This window comes from Mesorhizobium sp. CAU 1732, assembly GCF_039888675.1.
GTDB lineage: Bacteria > Pseudomonadota > Alphaproteobacteria > Rhizobiales > Rhizobiaceae > Aerobium.
In genome coordinates this window covers 243,350-260,476 of sequence record NZ_JBDQQR010000003.1, presented here as the reverse complement: position 1 = coordinate 260,476, position 17,127 = coordinate 243,350, and the positions used below count along the sequence as shown (strand labels likewise).

The 17,127-nt window shown below is 63.6% G+C and carries 15 protein-coding genes; 11 read left to right on the top strand and 4 right to left on the bottom strand.

Annotation, left to right across the window (positions count from 1 at the left end; genetic code table 11):
* Positions 1 to 65: 65 nt before the first annotated feature.
* Positions 66 to 1,166, bottom strand: coding sequence for an MraY family glycosyltransferase (locus tag AAFN55_RS22850; RefSeq protein WP_347801287.1), 1,101 nt, complete (start codon positions 1,164 to 1,166; stop codon positions 66 to 68).
* 481 nt (positions 1,167 to 1,647) lie between these two features.
* Between AAFN55_RS22850 and AAFN55_RS22845 the strand changes: the two genes are divergently transcribed.
* The 3 genes from AAFN55_RS22845 (at position 1,648) to AAFN55_RS22835 (ending at position 4,640) form a co-directional block, all read left to right on the top strand.
* Positions 1,648 to 1,974 carry a hypothetical protein gene (locus AAFN55_RS22845; protein WP_347801286.1) on the top strand — a complete coding sequence of 109 codons (327 nt, stop codon included), beginning with the start codon at positions 1,648 to 1,650 and terminating at the stop codon, positions 1,972 to 1,974.
* A 140-nt stretch (positions 1,975 to 2,114) separates the two neighbouring features.
* Positions 2,115 to 3,611 (top strand): oligosaccharide flippase family protein, encoded by a 1,497-nt coding sequence (locus tag AAFN55_RS22840; RefSeq protein ID WP_347801285.1) that lies wholly within the window; start codon positions 2,115 to 2,117, stop codon positions 3,609 to 3,611.
* A 42-nt stretch (positions 3,612 to 3,653) separates the two neighbouring features.
* Positions 3,654 to 4,640 carry a glycosyltransferase family A protein gene (locus AAFN55_RS22835; protein ID WP_347801284.1) on the top strand — a complete coding sequence of 329 codons (987 nt, stop codon included), beginning with the start codon at positions 3,654 to 3,656 and terminating at the stop codon, positions 4,638 to 4,640.
* A 6-nt stretch (positions 4,641 to 4,646) separates the two neighbouring features.
* On the opposite strand, the gene AAFN55_RS22830 is transcribed toward AAFN55_RS22835, so the two are convergent.
* Positions 4,647 to 5,879 carry a polysaccharide pyruvyl transferase family protein gene (locus AAFN55_RS22830; protein WP_347801283.1) on the bottom strand — a complete coding sequence of 411 codons (1,233 nt, stop codon included), beginning with the start codon at positions 5,877 to 5,879 and terminating at the stop codon, positions 4,647 to 4,649.
* A gap of 264 nt (positions 5,880 to 6,143) precedes the next feature.
* Between AAFN55_RS22830 and AAFN55_RS22825 the strand changes: the two genes are divergently transcribed.
* Genes AAFN55_RS22825 through AAFN55_RS22815 form a run of 3 tightly spaced genes read left to right on the top strand, consistent with a single transcriptional unit; the run spans position 6,144 to position 10,062 of the window.
* Positions 6,144 to 7,373, top strand: coding sequence for a glycosyltransferase family 4 protein (locus AAFN55_RS22825; protein WP_347801282.1), 1,230 nt, complete (start codon positions 6,144 to 6,146; stop codon positions 7,371 to 7,373).
* Positions 7,370 to 8,734, top strand: coding sequence for a glutamate-1-semialdehyde 2,1-aminomutase (locus AAFN55_RS22820; RefSeq protein ID WP_347801281.1), 1,365 nt, complete (start codon positions 7,370 to 7,372; stop codon positions 8,732 to 8,734). The genes AAFN55_RS22825 and AAFN55_RS22820 overlap by 4 nt, the downstream gene beginning before the upstream one ends.
* On the top strand, positions 8,731 to 10,062 hold the full coding sequence (locus AAFN55_RS22815) for a DUF4038 domain-containing protein (protein WP_347801280.1): 1,332 nt from the start codon (positions 8,731 to 8,733) through the stop codon (positions 10,060 to 10,062). Before AAFN55_RS22820 ends, AAFN55_RS22815 begins: the two co-directional genes overlap by 4 nt.
* Before the next feature lie 17 nt (positions 10,063 to 10,079).
* On the opposite strand, the gene AAFN55_RS22810 is transcribed toward AAFN55_RS22815, so the two are convergent.
* Positions 10,080 to 10,805 carry a class I SAM-dependent methyltransferase gene (locus AAFN55_RS22810; RefSeq protein ID WP_347801279.1) on the bottom strand — a complete coding sequence of 242 codons (726 nt, stop codon included), beginning with the start codon at positions 10,803 to 10,805 and terminating at the stop codon, positions 10,080 to 10,082.
* Positions 10,806 to 11,034: 229 nt separating this feature from the next.
* On the opposite strand from AAFN55_RS22810, the gene AAFN55_RS22805 reads away from it, so the two are divergent.
* Entirely contained in the window at positions 11,035 to 12,102 is a 1,068-nt protein-coding gene (locus AAFN55_RS22805) for an NAD(P)-dependent oxidoreductase (protein ID WP_347801278.1), read from the top strand.
* 13 nt (positions 12,103 to 12,115) lie between these two features.
* Positions 12,116 to 13,426 (top strand): DUF4910 domain-containing protein, encoded by a 1,311-nt coding sequence (locus AAFN55_RS22800; RefSeq protein ID WP_347801277.1) that lies wholly within the window; start codon positions 12,116 to 12,118, stop codon positions 13,424 to 13,426.
* On the opposite strand, the gene rfbC is transcribed toward AAFN55_RS22800, so the two are convergent.
* Positions 13,415 to 13,954, bottom strand: a complete 540-nt coding sequence (gene rfbC / locus AAFN55_RS22795) for a dTDP-4-dehydrorhamnose 3,5-epimerase (RefSeq protein WP_347801276.1) — start codon at positions 13,952 to 13,954, stop codon at positions 13,415 to 13,417. The genes AAFN55_RS22800 and rfbC overlap by 12 nt on opposite strands.
* Before the next feature lie 366 nt (positions 13,955 to 14,320).
* Here rfbC and AAFN55_RS22790 point away from each other — a divergent pair, with 366 nt between their 5' ends.
* The 3 genes from AAFN55_RS22790 to AAFN55_RS22780 are packed head-to-tail and all read left to right on the top strand — an operon-like array spanning position 14,321 to position 17,081.
* Positions 14,321 to 15,616 (top strand): class I SAM-dependent methyltransferase, encoded by a 1,296-nt coding sequence (locus AAFN55_RS22790; protein ID WP_347801275.1) that lies wholly within the window; start codon positions 14,321 to 14,323, stop codon positions 15,614 to 15,616.
* Positions 15,613 to 16,428 (top strand): sugar phosphate nucleotidyltransferase, encoded by an 816-nt coding sequence (locus AAFN55_RS22785; RefSeq protein ID WP_347801274.1) that lies wholly within the window; start codon positions 15,613 to 15,615, stop codon positions 16,426 to 16,428. The genes AAFN55_RS22790 and AAFN55_RS22785 overlap by 4 nt, the downstream gene beginning before the upstream one ends.
* Complete coding sequence (locus AAFN55_RS22780) at positions 16,425 to 17,081, top strand: PIG-L deacetylase family protein (RefSeq protein ID WP_347801273.1); 657 nt, start codon at positions 16,425 to 16,427, stop codon at positions 17,079 to 17,081. The genes AAFN55_RS22785 and AAFN55_RS22780 overlap by 4 nt, the downstream gene beginning before the upstream one ends.
* The last annotated feature ends 46 nt before the right edge of the window (positions 17,082 to 17,127 follow it).

Genomic DNA, 17,127 nt, shown 5'->3' with positions numbered 1-17,127 from the left:
GCCACACCGGGTGCGGGATCCAGCCTGGCGCTCGCGGTCCCGCGTCTGCGGTAGCGTCATCGTGGTCATCGCTTTTCACCGAGGATCGACGGAAACGTTTGCGGCTGCTGTCCGACACGGCCGCGCGTGGCCGGTACGATGTGTCCGTTGGCGAAGATCACGAAAGCCGTGTGCGCGAAGAAGGGAACCAGAAGTCCGAACGCCATGACCCCATCCCGGACGCCGGCGATCAGGCCGATATAGCCGACGCCGCCGCAGACCACCGTCGCCGCGGTGAGCACGCCGGCCGCACGCGCGTGAGACACGCCCATATCCACGAGCAAATGATGCAGATGCTGGCGATCGGCGGAAAAGGGGCTGCGCCGCGCCATCGTCCGACGTGCGATCAGGCTGAGCGTATCGACGATCGGCACTGCGAGCACCCAGAGCAATGTGGCGAAGGGTATTCCGTTCTCGCCGTTCGCGAGACGAATGACCGCAATGGCAAGAACCGCGCCGAGCATGACGCTGCCGGCATCGCCCATGAAGACGCTGGCGCGGGGGCGCCATGGATGGCGCATGTTGAAGACGAGGAACCCGATCACGGCGGCCAGGACGGTGAGTTCCTGGAGCGCCAACGCGCCGTCTCCCGAATGGACAGAGAAGAGCGCCAGCCAGAACAAAGCGGCGGCGGCACTCGCACCCGCCAGACCGTCGATGCCGTCGAGCATGTTGAAGGCGTTGACGGTGCCGACAAGGAAGAAGACGGACAGGATCGCGCCCGCGAGCGACGAGAGGAGCCAGGGATTTTCGGTGATGATCGTTCCCAGATTGATTTGGGAGTTGCTGGCGAACGCCACCAGGATGATGGCGGCGGCGAGTTCCGCGCACAGCCTCGACCGCGCCGACAGCCGCCACCGGTCATCGGCCGCGCCGACGAGCACCAGCAGGACGAGACCCACTTCCATATTCCAGGGTATGCGCATCTCGTCGCTGAACCCGATCGCGGTCAGCATGAAGGCGGTGAAGATCGAAAGCCCGCCGCACAGCGGCACCGCTCCTTCGTGCTGCTTGCGCGGATCGGGCAAATCCACGAGCCGAAGCTCGGGCGCGACCCGGCGCAAGAACATGATGAAGACGATGGTCAGCAGGAATGCGTTCAACAGATGCGCGTACAAATTCGACAATTCCACCCCCGACATACATGGCCAGCGCCTCGAATCCGCTGCACCGCCCGCGATCCGACTGCATGCTACGGTTCGCGCATGGCGTGTTCGACTTGGGAAAAGAGGGGGTGGCTCCTACGCCTAAGGAGGAATGGGCTGCGCTATCGCGCTTCGACACCTCCCGCTGGCGTAGGGGTGAATGACGGCAATGCCGATTGCGTATCCCGGGCTTCTCCCCATGGCTGTCTCGATGACCGCCGCTTGCCGCCTGTGATCGACATGCGGCGTGCGTATTCGCCATTCACGCGATTGGAGGTGTGGCGGGCAAGGAAGGACTAGGCCTCCACTGATATGTCAGCGCGAATTCCCTCCGCGAAAGTGCGAGACTCGATCCGTTGGACCCAGCGGTGGAACGAGCTTTGCGATTCAAGGGACGGACGTGATGCGTGTCCGGCATGGTCCCTGCGCGATTGCTGGATGTCTGTTCAGAAACGAGGAAGACATGTCTCGCTTCCATATTGATGACGACGATCTCACTGTACGCCCGCGACGCACCGTGAGCGGCTCGGAGCACGTGGACACCATGGAAACCATCATTCGAAACGCCAGTTCGAAAGCTGTTGCGCTTGCGGCCTTGTATATCAGCCAGTCGATGCTCCTCGAGCTCGAGGCGCGTGGCAAGATGACCGACAAAGATGTGCAGGGGCTGTTGAACGACGCACTCAAAACTCTCAGTCAATCAAGCGGGTTCAGCCGCATTTCGGATACCGAGGTTGCGAGCCGGATCGTCGAGGCGATCAGGGTCAACCACGAACGACTGACGTTCTGAGGCCATCTACCACTTTCGAAGCCGGGCGATGACCGAAAGCGCACGTTTTGCCTGCCCGCATTCAACCTATGCTGGCGAATGGGCCAGACAGTATTCGCGGCGACGTTTCGCCGCCTGCTTGCAGGGGAGCGGCTGGACGCATGAGCCGTGTACGTCGCGCATTCATGATGGCGTCGGTCGAGCAATATCTCGCCCTTCTCGTCAATTTCGGCATGGTGGCCGCGCTGGCGCGCATCCTGTCGCCCGCGGAAATCGGGACCGCCGTGGTGGGGCTCGGCATCTGCGTCATCGTCTTCTCGTTCCGTGAATTCGCCACCGCCGAATTTCTGATCCAGCGACCCACGGTCGAGGCGATCGACATCCGCACATCGGCGACGATCCTTCTCGGCGTGACGCTGATCCTGGCCATTCTCGTGTTTCTGGGCGCACCGCTCCTCGCTGGATTCTACGGCCAGGCCGGACTGATACCGTTCATCTGGGTGCTGATCGCGGCGTCGATCGTGGAGGCGCTCGCCTTTCCGGCCGTCGCGCTGCTGCGCCGCGACATGCGCTTCGGTGCGCTTGCGCGGTTGCGCACCGCAAGTCTCTGCGCCTCGGCCACCGTCACGATCGGACTTGCCGCATTCGGGCATGGCTTCATGAGCTACGCATGGGGAAGCCTCGCGTCGTCATGCGTCATGCTGGCGGTGGCCGCGGTCGCCACCCCCGACGCATTCGGCTTCAAGCCGTCGCTCAAATCCTGGCGTTTCGTCTACGAGTTCGGGCGGTATCGCGGCGCGGTGGGACTGGTCGACCGGGTCTACGACGCGATCCCGCAATTGGTGCTCGGGCGCGTGATGCCGATGTCGGATGTCGGTCTCTACAACCGAACCAGCGCCGTGTGCGCGATACCCGATCGCATGCTGCTCGGCGCGATCTTCGCGATTGCGTTCCCGGTACTCGCGGAGCGCGCCCGCGAAGGCAGGGATATCGGCGATACCTATCTGCGCGCGCTCGGGCTGATCACCGTGATCTACTGGCCGGCACTTCTCATGATGGCGTTGCTGGCCGACAGCGTGGTGCGCGTCCTGCTCGGCCAGGCCTGGATGGAGATCGTCCCTCTGGTGCGCATCGTGGCCGTCGCGAGCCTGTTCTTCTTTCCCGTCATCCTGACGCATCCGATCCTGATGGCGACGGGACACAACAAGGCGGCGTTCCTCTCGAACCTCTTCTCCCGCGCCTTTGCCGCCATCGTGCTGTGCCTGGCGAGCCTCGGCGGCATCAAGGCGATGGCGCTCGGGCAGTTCGTTGCGATTCCGGTCGAGATGCTGATCGCGCTGTACTTCGTCCGCAAGGCCGTGCCGTTCGAGTGGCGCGCATTTGGTGGGATGCTCATGCAAAGTGGAACGGTCACGCTTGGAACGATGGCGGGGCCGCTGGCTGTCGCCGCGCTGTCCGGCTGGCACTTCGAATTCACGCCGCTGGAGGCTCTGTCGATCGTCGCTCTGGCGGGCATGGGTTGGCTGGCTGGCATCCATCTCACGCGGCACCCCGTGTGCCACGAATTGGTCCGGCTGCCGGTCCTCGGGCCGCTCGTCGCAAAAGTCGGCGATCGTCTTCGGTTCTCCGCCGCGCCACGGACGGAACCGGCGGAATGAGCGATGTGCGCCAGCCATTCCACAACGTTGAGGGAGCATGACTTGCCGGGTATCGACATCGTCATTCCAAGCTACAATTACGGTCGCTATCTCGCCGACTGCGTCGAGAGCGTGCGCGCGCAGGGGATCGACGATCTTCGCATCCTGATCATCGACAATGCGTCGACCGATGACAGCCGCGAGGTTGCACGGCGGCTTGCCGCCATGGACAGGCGGATCGAACTGCGATTGCGCGACGTCAATCTCGGCCCGCATGCCTCGTTCAACGAGGGCGTGGACTGGGCGGCGTCGGACTACTTCGCAATCCTGTGTGCCGACGACCTGCTTGCACCCAAGGCTCTGCGCCGCGCAATGCGTGCGATGGAGGCGAATGGCAACGTGCATCTGGCATTCGGCAGGACCCAATTTCTTGCCGGCGAGCGGCAGCCGGTCGAGGAAAGGTCTTCCGTGTTCCTGCATCCGCAGATCATTGCCGGGCTCGATCTCCTGAATGAATTTTGTGCAACGGGCCGCAGCCCGATCGGAGGACCGACGGCGGTGGTGCGGACGCGCGTCCAGAAACAGGCGGGGCATTATCGGCGCGAACTCGCCCACACCGACGATGTTGAGATGTGGATGCGGTTCTGCGCGCTTGGAGACGCGGCCAGGATAGACGCGGTGCAGGTGCAGGCACGCATCCATCCCGTCAACCAGTCCGCCGTGGTCAGCAATGTGCACAAGTGGAATCTGGAGATGGAAAAGGCGTTCGACGCATTCTTCAAGAGCTGCGATCCCAACGTACCGGATCCCGAGCAGTTGCATCGCATCGCGCGGCACAGCTTGGCGAACCGAGCATATTGGTGCGCGCTGTCGCACGCGGTTCGGGGCGAGCCGGGTGTTCTCGATCTCCTGAAATTCGCGATTTCACGCCGGCCATCTCTGGCTGTGTTTCCACCGCTCGTTTCGCTGTTGAAGCGCGACGATGTTTCGAAGCGGGTCGCGGCAACGCTTTCGGCGATGCGCGCACGCCTGAACGTGCGCGAAGCCTGATTGCCTTCAGGTCGGGAAGCCGGAGGGCTGGGTATCGCCCGAGCGCTCGCCTGATCGCCGCGGCGAGAGAATGCGCAGCAGCGCGCGCTCCTGCTCGGCGAGCCTGGACGCGTAGAGCGTCGTGCACCCTCTGATCTGGTCGGAGATGATCGTCCTGTCTCGAAGCACACGGGCGAACTGCGTCTTCAGGAGATCGAGGTCCAGATTCTCGATGGGCTGGGACATATCGTGCAGGCCCATATCCTCCAGCAGAACTTCGTTCTTCCTGGCATAGCCCAGCGAGACGACGGGTCGGGCCATCTTCAAGGCGCCGATAACATTGTGAAACCGTGTCGCAACTACGATGTCAGTGAGGGCGATCTGCTCCATGAGTTCCTGCAGCGTGCGGGTCGGCTGAAGCGTCACGGTTGCCGAAATGTCAGGGGGCGTATGCGCCTTCAGTCGTTCGAGCACATCCGACACGGCCTGCTTGTCCTGCTTGTCGCCCGTCAGCAAACGAACATCGTGGCCCTGCCCGAGAAGCCAGGCAATGAAGGCGACGATCCGACCCGTGTAGCGATCGTAGATCGCTTCGCTGTCGGCGTGCTGCCTGACCCAGCCTGCATAGGCCATGACGCCCACGCCCACCGTCACCCTCTCGCCGCCGGGCGCTCTGCCATTCGGGGCGATCAACGAAAAGGCAAGGTCGGGATAGACGCGATCGGCGTCGCTGCCGCAGCCCAGCGCGATCATGAAATCCTTCGAGATCTGGTCGCGATACGATCGATAGTGACAGAGGCGGGCCGCCGCGACCATGAACCGCCTGCTCATCGCGTGGCGAATGGGGCCCGCGCCGATGCTGACGAAGGCGAGTTTCGCGCCACGAAGACGAGCCGCCAGGCTCCAGCGCATGATCATGAACGGCCATCCGAACGGCACCTCCTGAAAGTCGTCCAGGAAGCCCGTTCCCGGAACGATGAGTGCATCCAGGAGGCCGGCCGCAGCAAACGGATAGACGAGATTGCGCATGCGACCGACCAAGCGGGCGATCGCTCCCGTGGAAAGTCTGCCCTTGGGATCGGCGCGGCCGCTTGAAATGGCCTTGATCCCGAAATCGGCTGTTACCTGCGCGGGATTCGGACAGATGCAGATGAGCTCCGCGTCCGGGCGGTGCGTGCGAAGGAGGCGGATCATCGCTTCGAGCGACGAGTCATTTCCAGAATTGCCGGTGCCGAATTGTCCGAAGAGACCAAGTCGCATGTTTCGCCTCGCCGATGATCGCCCATCCGTATCCGCCTGCCGTGAGGGGGCGAGCAAGGCTGACCTTTGGCTGCTTGGAAGCGACCTCGCCTCCGAAGGGGAGTGGTCCGGAAATTCGGAGGCATTAGCGCGCGCGGCGCGTTCACCCGAAAGGCTTACCCCACCGCTCCATTGCAGGTCTTACAGCGCGAACGGGCCGACATAGCATGGCTCAGGGTTATTGCCGGGATCGTGCCCGGCACTCGGCAACGAAGCAGGTCCACTTTGAGATTTGCCTATTTCGTCAAACCGCATATGGGCGGGACGTTCACCCTCTTCAGCCATCTGCGAAAGGGGCTGGCGGCGCATGGAATCGAGGTCGAATGGATCGCGCTCGAGGATGCTGGCGCCAGGCCCGGCCTGTTGCCGGACGATGATGCGCGGGCGGGAGCCTTCGTCGCTTGTGCCTCTACGAACGACGGGTTTCGCGCGGCCGCGATGATGGATGCGCTTGCGCAGCGCAGGTATGACGGGGTGTTCGTCAACGTGCTCGCAGACCGGGTCGACATGAACCTCGCGCGGTATCTTCCGGCCAGCATGACGCGCATCATGATCGTCCACAACATCACGCCCGGCACCTATGGGGCGGCGCGCGCGATCCGCGAGCATGTTCACGCCACGGTCGGCGTGTCGGAGCGGTGTCGCCGCGACCTCGTCAGCGCATACGGATTCGATGCGAAGCGGACGGTGGCGATACCGAATGCGGTCGATGTCGAGGCGGTGGCGATGCGCGCGCGACCGCCGCGAAGCCGCGACGACGGACTGCGCCTCCTGTATCTCGGGCGCATCGAGGACGCATCCAAGGGCGTGTTCTGGCTCCCCGACATCCTGTCGAAGACTGCCGAACCCATGACCCTGACGGTGGCGGGCGACGGGCCTGATCTGACGAAGCTGAAGGCGCGCATGACGCGCTTCGGCGATCGCGCGCGCTTTGCGGGCTCCGTCGCGCAGGCGGACGTGCCCGATCTTCTTCTCGCCCACGACGTTATGATCATGCCATCCCGGTTCGAAGGGTTCGGGTTGACGATCGTCGAGGCCATGGCGGCAGGATGCGTTCCCGTCGTCTCGCACCTCGCGGGCGTGACCGATACGATCGTGCAGAACGGCGTCACGGGGCTGCTTTTCCCGATCGGCGAACGGGGCATCGCGGCGGCGTGCATCGACGAGCTCGCGCGCGACCCGGCGCTTCTGGACGCGATGTCGGTGCGCAGCAGGGAGCGCGCGCGCCGCTGTTTCGGCCTTGAGCAGATGGCGGATTCCTATGCAGCGCTGATGCGGGACGTCGTGACGCGCAAACCGCCCGTGCCGGCCGCGCTGCCGCTATCGCAGTGGGCCTATCCGTCAGGCTTGCGCACGGGTTTGCGCACCTATCTGCCGCAAAACGTCAAGAACTGGCTCCGGGGTGCGCGTGAGCGCGTGCAGCCCCGCAGCGACGAAACCAGGAGGCGGGCATGATCGACCATGGCTTTGGCAAATCGGACGCGCTGCGCGCGCGCGCTCATGCGATGATTCCAGGCGGTGCGCACACCTACGCCAAGGGCGACGACCAGTATCCGGTTCTTTCGCCAGGGTTCATCGCGCGCGGCAGCGGCTCGCACGTCTGGGATGTCGATGGCAACGAGTACATCGAATACGGCATGGGCAACCGCGCCGTCGGACTGGGTCACGCCTATCCCGAGATCGTCGAGGCCGCGATGCGGGCGATGCAGGACGGAAGCAACTTCACGCGCCCGCATATGCTCGAACCGGCCTGCGCGGAGGCGTTTCTCGAAACCATTCCGTGCGCCGAGATGGTGAAGTTCTGCAAGGATGGGTCGGATGCGACGTCCGGCGCGGTCAGGCTGGCGCGGGCCTATACAGGGCGCGATATGATCGCGTGTTGCGCCGACCATCCGTTCTTCTCGACCGACGACTGGTTCATCGGGACGACGCCGATGAATTCGGGCATTCCCGAAGCGACGCGTCGCCTGACGACTACGTTTCGCTACAGCGATCCGGACAGCCTGCGCGACCTCTTCTCGCAGCACCACGGCAAGATCGCCGCCGTGATCATGGAGGCGTCGCGTGGCGACGATCCGCCTGCGAACTATCTGCAAAGCGTGCAGCGCATCTGCCACGAGAACGGCGCGCTCCTGATCTTCGACGAAATGATCACTGGGTTTCGCTGGCATGTCGGCGGGGCGCAGCAGCTCTATGGCGTGACGCCGGATTTGTCCTGTTTCGGCAAGGCGCTCGGCAATGGCTTCTCGGTGTCCGCGCTGGCCGGCAGACGCGAGATCATGCGGCTCGGCGGGCTCGATCACACCGACCGCCCGCGCGTGTTCCTGCTTTCCACGACGCATGGCGCGGAGACGCACGCGCTTGCGGCCGCCATCGCCACGATGCGCGTCTACAGAAATGAGCCGGTGATCGAGCACCTTTACCGGCAGGGATCGAACCTTCGAGCCGGCATCGAGGCGGCGGTTCGGGCGCGTGGACTGGAAGGCGTCTTCAAGGTGGCGGGACGCGACTGCTGTCTTGCCTTCGCGACGCTCGATCGGGAAGGGCAGGCCTCGCAGCCATTCCGCACGCTGTTCCTGCAAGAGACGATAAAGCGGGGCATCCTCATGCCGTCGCTGGTGGTGAGCTACGCTCACAGCGACGAGGATGTGAACCTCACGATCGAGGCGATGGACGGCGCGCTGGGCGTCTATGCGCGCGCGCTGGAAGATGGCGTGGAGCGGCATCTGGTGGGGCGTCCGTCGCAGGTCGTGTTCCGGCGCTTCAACCATGCCGATGCGAGCGAGGCGAGCGCGAGGCTCGCGGTCGTGCGGTGATCAACCGGCGCGCCTTGCTGGTCGGCGTGCCGCTGCTGATGGCGGTGAGACCGCTTACCGCGCAGCACCTGCCGAGCGGCCGGTTTCCGCTCGCGGTCTCGCCGGACAAGCGCCATGTCATCGACGGAACCGGAACGCCGTTCATGATCCATGGGGACACCGCGTGGTCGTTGATCGCGGACCTGACGCGCGAGGAGACGCTGCTTTATCTCGACGACCGCAGCAAGCGCGGCTTCAACACGATCCTCGTCTCGCTGATCGAGCGCAAGTTCACGACGGACGCGCCGCGCAACGCGTATGGCGAAGATCCGTTTCTGGCGCGGGGGGATTTCTCGCAGCCGAACCCGCTCTATTTCGACCAGGCCGAATGGGTCATCAACCAGGCGCTGCAACGCGGCCTGCTGGTGCTTCTGACGCCCGTCTATCTGGGGTTCGGTGGCGGCGACGAAGGCTGGTATCAGGAGATGGTTACCGCGGGGCCGGAGGTTATGAGGGCCTATGGCGGGTTTGTCGGCCGGCGCTTTGCGCATCTGCCGAACATCATGTGGCTGCATGGCGGCGACTACGATCCGCCGGATCGCGGGCTCGTCCGCGCCGTGGCCGACGGACTGGCGGATGCCGGGGCTGCCGGCATCGCGACGGCGCACTGCGCGCCTGACTCGATCACCGGGCAAGTCTGGAAGGGCGAACCCTGGCTGGCGATGGATACCGTCTATACCTATGGCGACGTGCATGGGCAGGTTCTGGAGCGATATCAGCAATCCGCCATGCCTGTCCTGATGCTCGAGACCGCTTATGAAAACGAGCATGGCTCGACCGAGGAGACACTGCGCATAGCAGCCTATGGCGCGCTTCTGGGCGGTGCTGCCGGCCACCTGTTCGGCAACAATCCGATCTGGCATTTCAGCGGCCCCGGCATCTACGATACCGGCGGGATCGGTTGGCGGGAGGCGCTTGCAAGCCGTGGCACGCAGAGCATGACGCATCTCAAGACGTTGTTCGACACAATCGACTGGTGGCTGCTCAAGCCTGCTCCTGCGGACAGGCCCGTCCACGGAATCGGCGTGCAGCGCATTTTTACCGCGGCGTCTTCGGATGGGTCGCTGTCGGTGTCCTATCTGCTCGATGCTCAGGCAGTCGTCGTTCATCACGCAAGTTTGGCCGTTGCCGGGGCCAGCGCCCAGTGGTTCGATCCGTCGACCGGTGTGCTGACGGACGCCGGCGTCTTGCAGGTTGACGATAGCGGCGCGGTTCGCATGACGCCGCCCGCACGTCTCAACGGCAGCGGGTTTCACGATTGGGTGCTGGTCCTCAAAGCTGACGCATAGCGCGACGACGAGATCGCTCAGGCGTGATCGCGCTTGCGCGCCAGCGCCATCAACGTCCAGCCGAGGCCGAGCCTCTCCTTCAGCCGCTCGACCTGATTGCCGAAGACGGCACGCACCGGCGCATTCAGCTTGCGTGAGTTGACGTACCGCATGATGCCCTTGTTGGCGCGCGGGGTCACCGAGCCGATCTCGATGATGTCGAACGCATCGCTGAGCAGTTCGGTGAGTTCGTCCCTGTCGACCCAGCGTCGCAACTGGCCGGGTTGCGGCGGATCGATCCGGTTGTGACGCTCGAGCACGGTGCGGTTCTGCGTCGCCATCATGAGCGTGCCGCCGGGCCGGAGCAGGTCCGCGATCTTCCGGATGAAGTGTCGCTGGTTTGCCATGTGCGACAGCACTTCGAGCGTGACCACGACATCGTAGCCGCCCCCCTCAAGGTCGAGCGTCATGAAGTCGCCGGCGAGAAAGCGCGCGGCAGGGGTCCGCTGGCGCGCGCGTTCAAGCACTTCGTCTGAGAGATCCGTGCCGGTGACCGAACCGTAGGCCGAGAGTTCGTCGCAGAACCACCCTGCGCCGCAGCCGACTTCCAGAATGTCGAGGTCTGTCCTGCCGGACGCTTCCAGCCAGCGCCGGACGGTTTGCGCCTGCCTGCGGGAAATCTCCTCGATACCCTTCTCGCGCGTTTCCGTGTTCCAGCGGTTCCAGAACTCGCGCTGCTGCGCGATCGGCGTGACGAGACTCATCCAGGGTCCTCCGTGGAAGCGGTAGACCGGAGCCTAGATGATCAGGCCACCTTGAGGCGAACCTGCATTTCGACGGTTTCGGCACACGCTTGCGTCGACCGATGGTCACCTTCTACCCCAATCGGATGAGGGCGCAGCGAGATTGCCACCGCCGTGTCACCCCATCGGTCGGCTCGCAGGCGCGGGTCGCTATGGATAGGCTCTGCCAACACTCACGGGGATCATGGGCATGCGGGTACTGGTTACGGGCCACAAGGGCTATCTCGGTTCGGTGATGGTGCCGATGCTTCTCAATGCGGGGCATCAGGTCACCGGATATGATTGCGACCTCTATGAGCGCTGCACCTACGATCGGGGCGGCGCGCAAATTCTGGTGCCGTCGTTGCGCAAGGACGTCCGCGACGTGGAGCCGGAGGATCTGGACGGCCAGGATGTGGTCATCCACCTCGCGGCGCTGTCGAACGACCCGCTGAGCAATCTCAATCCCGAGATCACCTACGACATCAACCATCGCGGCAGCGTCCGCATGGCGAAAGCGGCGAAGGCGGCCGGCGTGAAGCGCTTCCTGTTTGCGTCGTCGTGCAGCAATTACGGCATATCGAGCGCCGGCCTGATCGACGAGACGGGCGAGCTCAAACCGCTCACGCCCTATGGCTGGTCCAAGGTCATGGCCGAGCGCGATATCGTACCGCTGGCGGATGACGATTTCTGCCCGGTCTACTTCCGGCCTGCCACGGCTTACGGGCTGTCGCCGCGCATCCGGTTCGACATCGTTCTCAACAATCTCGTCGCCTGGGGCGTGGCGGAAGGGCTGATCTTCATGAAATCCGACGGCACGCCATGGCGTCCGATCGTGCACGCCCAGGATATCGCGCGGGCCTTCATCGCGGGGCTTTCCGCGCCGACCGACAAGGTCTGGAACGAGGCGTTCAATGTCGGCACGACGGCGCACAATTACCGCATCAGCGAGATCGCCGAGATCGTTGCGGGCGTGGTGCCGGGATGCCGCGTCGAGTTCGCCAGCGATGCCGGTCCAGACCCGCGCTCCTACCGCGTCAGCTTCGAGAAGCTCGCCCGGGTCCTGCCCGACGCGCGGCCGCAATGGGATGCGCTGGCGGGTGCGAAGCAGCTCTACGGCGCGTTCAAGGCGTCGGGTCTGTCCAAGGCCGAGTTCGAGGGCACACGCTATCAGCGTATCGCGCATATCAGGCAGTTGATCGCCAGCGGCATCCTGTCCGACGATCTGCGCCATACCAGCGTGACGCGTTACTCTCGCGAAATGTCGATGGCTGTCTAGGTCGATAGTTTTCATGGATGCGAGCGTCTATCCAGTCCCATCGGTCGCCGCGGTTCGGATTGGAGATGAAATCCACGCGCTTGCGGCGGAAATCTATCCGATCTGCCGCAGCATCACCGGCGCCGGCGTGCGGGAGACGCTGCGGCTGCTTGGCCGCCACATCGATCTGGAGCAGCACGCGGTGCCGACCGGGACGCGGGTGTTCGACTGGAGGATACCGCGCGAATGGACGATCCGGGACGCATTTATCCGCTCGGCGGATGGTCGCCGCGTGCTCGATTTCAAGGCGTCGAACCTGCATGTCGTGAACTATTCCATGCCGATCCGCCGCTATATCTCGACGGTCGATCTCAAGCGCCACGTCTTCACGCTGCCGGATCAGCCGGATTTGATCCCGTATCGCACATCATACTACGAGCCGGACTGGGGTTTCTGCATGAGCCAGCGTGCGCTCGATGCGATGACGGACGATACCTACGAGATCTGCATCGATTCCGAACTGGCAGACGGGCACCTGACCTATGGCGAGTATGTCCATGCAGGAGAGACCGAACGCGAGTTCCTGCTGACGGCGCATATCTGCCACCCGTCGCTTGCCAACGACAATTGTTCGGGCTTGGCGCTCCTCACGCTCCTGGCGCGCAATCTGGTCGCCCGCCGGACGCGTCACACCTACAGGTTCCTGTTCGCGCCGGGCACGATCGGGTCGCTCGCTTGGCTGGCCGCCAATGAAGAGCGCGTGCCGCTCGTCGATCACGGCCTCGTCGTCTCCTGCGTCGGCGACGCGGGCGGGCCGACCTACAAGCAGAGCAGGCGGGGGAACGCGCTCATCGACCGCGCGATGGCGCATCTGGTGTCGCACCTGCCACCGAACGGCAAGGCGATACCGTTCTCGCCCTACGGTTACGACGAGCGGCAGTTCTGCTCGCCGGGGTTCGATATGCCGGTCGGCCTGTTGCAGAACAGCGCCTTCGGCACGTTTCCCGAATATCATACGTCGGCCGACGATCTGGACTTCATCAGGCCGGAACATCTTGAGCGCAGCTACCGCCTGATCATGGATGCGATCGAGATCGTGGAAACCGACCGCCGACCGGTCAACCTCCTGCCGAAGGGGGAACCCCAGCTTGGCAGGCGCGGGCTTTATTCAAAGCTCGGCGGATCGGGGCCGGGTGCGGCGATGCCGATGCTCTGGGTGCTCAATCTTTCCGACGGTGCGCATTCGCTGCTCGACATGGCGGAGCGTTCGGGGTTGCACTACCGGCTGATCCTTGATGCTGCCGATGTGCTGGAAGCGGAAGGCCTGCTGAGTTCAGGCGAGTGACGCTTCGAGCCAGGTCCAGCCTTGATCGCGTTCGGAGATCACGGTGGGCGTCTCGCGCCAGTCGATACCAAGCGTGGGGTCGTCGTAGCGCAGGCCGCTCGCGGCACCGGGCGTGTAGAACTCCGAGATCAGGTAGGACACCACGCTGTCGTCATCGAGCGTGATGAAGCCGTGCGCGAAGCCTTTGGGGATATAAATCTGGCGGCGGTTCTGCGGCGTGAGCTCGACCGATATCCATCGCCGTCGCGTGGGCGAGCCTGGGCGCATGTCGACGATGACGTCGAGGATCGCGCCCCGGATGCAACTGACCACCTTCACCTCCGCATGCGGCTCGTGCTGGAAATGCAGGCCGCGCAGCGTGCCGCGGTTTACCGAATGCGAGACGCTGTGCTGGACGAAATTGCTCTCCAGCCCATGATCGGCGAATTCGCGCGTGCAGAAGGTTCTGGCGAACGAGCCGCGTTCATCCGCGACCGGCTCCGGTTCGATCAGCCACGCCCCATCAAGTCCGGCTTCCACAAAACGCAAGGCGACACACTCCCGAGCCCTGGCAAGCATGATGCTGCCCTGATGCTCGCGGATGCAAAACCTGCCTTAGGCGTAGACCCTGCGATGGCCTGCATCGAAGGGCGTAGGCAGGCAGCCACGGTGCTGTGCGGGCACCGATGCGTCGCTTCGACGTAGCCTCAACCGTTCGGGTGACCATGTTGCCCGTTCTGCCATATCGGCTCGCCACGACACGGGTCGTATCGTTGCAATACCACGACTGCCGCCGTTTGCCTCGGCGTATCGTGCCGACCTGCGGGGGTTCGCAATGTTTCAGTTCGGGTTTGAGTGTGTTGCGTGTGTCACCCCCGTGGCGGCGGCCGTGGACCATCTTTCAGGAGCGGGTGAATGAATTTCCAGGCAGTCGAAATCGCGCGCGATCTTGTGTCGCCGCGATCCACGGGCACGTGCCGCCTCTGCGCGTCGCCGCTCACGCACACATTCGTGGACCTCGGCATGTCGCCGCCATGCGAGGACTTTCGGACGCCGCAGCAGCTCGACATGCCGGAGGTCTATTATCCGCTGCATGCGCTGGTCTGCGAGACGTGTTTCCTCGTGCAGCTCAAGGAATATGTCAGCCCGGACAGTATCTTCACCGAGTACGCGTATTTCTCGTCCTACTCCACGAGCTGGGTCGCTCACGCGAAGGCCTATTGCGAGGCGATCACCAAACGGCTTGGTATAAGCAGCGACAGTCTTGCGATCGAGCTCGCCAGCAATGACGGCTATTTGCTGCAGCATTTCGGGCCGCTCGGCGTGCCGGTGCTCGGCATCGAACCGGCGGCCAATGTCGCGCAGGTGGCGATCGACAAGGGGATCGAGACGCGGGTCGAGTTCTTTGGTGTCGCACTTGCCGAGCAATTGGTGTCCGAGGGCGTTCGCCCGGACCTGATCATCGGCAACAACGTGCTCGCGCAGGTTCCGGACCTGAACGATTTCGTCGCGGGCATGGCGATCATCCTCAAGCCGGACGGCATCATCACGCTGGAGTTCCCGCATCTCGAACGGTTGATGGCCGAGAACCAGTTCGACACGATCTATCACGAGCACTTTTCGTATTTCTCGCTCATGACCATCATGACCATGGCGAAGCGCCATGCGCTCAAGGTCATCGATGTCGAGGAGTTGCCGACGCATGGCGGCTCGCTGCGGGTCTATCTCGCCCACGTGGCGTCCAGCCATTCGGTCGCGGACGCCGTCGGGACGCTGCTCGATCATGAGCGTGCGTTGGGTTTCGACCGGATCGAGACCTATGGCGCGTTTGGCGAGCGGGCGACGAAGGTCAAGCGCGATCTGCTCGCGTTCCTGATAGCGGCAAAGAACGACGGCAAGCGCGTCTGCGGGTATGGCGCGCCGGGCAAGGGCAACACGATGCTCAACTATTGCGGCATCGGCACGGATCTCATCGACTTCACGGTCGATCGCAATCCTTACAAGCATGGCCGCTACACGCCGGGCATGCACATTCCGATCCACGGACCGGAGGCGATCGCGCGCGCGCGGCCGGACTATATCCTCATCCTGCCATGGAACCTGCGGCATGAGATTGCGGCACAACTCCACTTCGTATCCGCATGGGGCGCGAAGCTGGTCGTTCCGATCCCGCATGTCGAGGTGTTCGAACCCGGGGAGACGCCGTCATGAAAGTCGTCCTGTTCTGCGGGGGTCTTGGAACGCGCATCCGCGAGTACAAGGAAGGCGTTCCCAAGCCGATGATCCCGCTCGGCCATCAGCCGATCCTGCACCATGTGATGCAGTACTATTCCGATCACGGTCACGACGATTTCGTGCTGTGCCTCGGTTACAAGGCCAACGTCATCAAGGATTTCTTCCTGAATTTCCGGCCGCAGAGCTTCGCCGATTGCGTCGTCTCGGAAGGCGGCCGGCAAGTGCAGATTCTGGGCGAGATCGGCCACGACTGGCGCATCACGCTGATCGACACCGGCGTCTGGCGCAATATCGGCCAGCGCCTCTGGGCCGTTCGCGACCAGGTGCGTGGCGAGAAGGTTTTTCTGGCCAACTACAGCGACGGCCTGACCGACGTCGACCTCGACGACATGATCGAGCGCTTCGAGAAGAGCGGAAAGGTGGGTTGCTTCCTCGCGGTGCGCCCGCCGCTGACCTATCATCTCGCCGACATCGCCGAGGATGGTCGCGTGCGCGAATTCCGCACGTCGGACCGTTCGGACATCTGGATCAATGGCGGCTATTTCCTCTTCCGCAGCGAAATCTTCGACTACATGCGCGACGGCGAGGAGTTGGTCATCGAGCCGTTCACGCGGCTGATCGCCGAGGACAGACTGATGGCCTACAAGCATGAGGGCTTCTGGCGGTCAATGGACACGCTGCGCGACTGGCAGGCGCTGGAGGAGATGGTCGAGCGCGGCGAGATGCCGTGGAAGCCGCACGCGGGCACGCGATCCTCGGCGCTGAACCTGACAATGGCGATGCCATGAAAGGGTTGCAGTTCGCGGGCGGAAACCGGCCACTCTCTATCCTCTGCTTCGGCGCGCATTCCGACGACATCGAAATCGGTCTCGGCGGCACCATCCTGACGCTGATCGAGACCAATGCCGATCTCGAGGTGTATTGGTGCGTGTGCAGCGCCAGCGGCAAGCGTGCCGACGAAGCCGAAGCGTCCGCGAATGCCTTCATCGGCAATGGCGCGCGGCAGCATCTCGAATTCGGCAATTTCGAGGACAGCTATTTCCCGTCGCAGAGCCCGCAGATCAAGCAGTGGATGGTCGACATCCGTGCGCGTACGACGCCGGACGTGGTCTTCACCCATACACGCGACGATGCGCATCAGGATCACCGCGAGGTCTGCGAGCTTACCTGGAACGTGTTTCGCGACCAGTTGATCCTCGAATACGAGATTCCCAAATGGGACGGCGATGTCGGGCGTCCGAACATGTATTCGCCGATCAGCCGCGAGCACATGGACCGCAAGATCGATCTCCTGGAGACGCATTTCGGCTCGCAACGGTCCAAGGACTGGTTCGACGACGAGCTTTTCCGTGGCCTCGCACGAATCCGCGGCATGGAATGCCGGGCGCCCGACCGTTACGCGGAAGGGTTCTACATGCGAAAGGGTATGCTTGCCTTCTGACGCATGGCAATGCGTCACGCGTGATGCCTGTGGAAGCAGCCCTTTC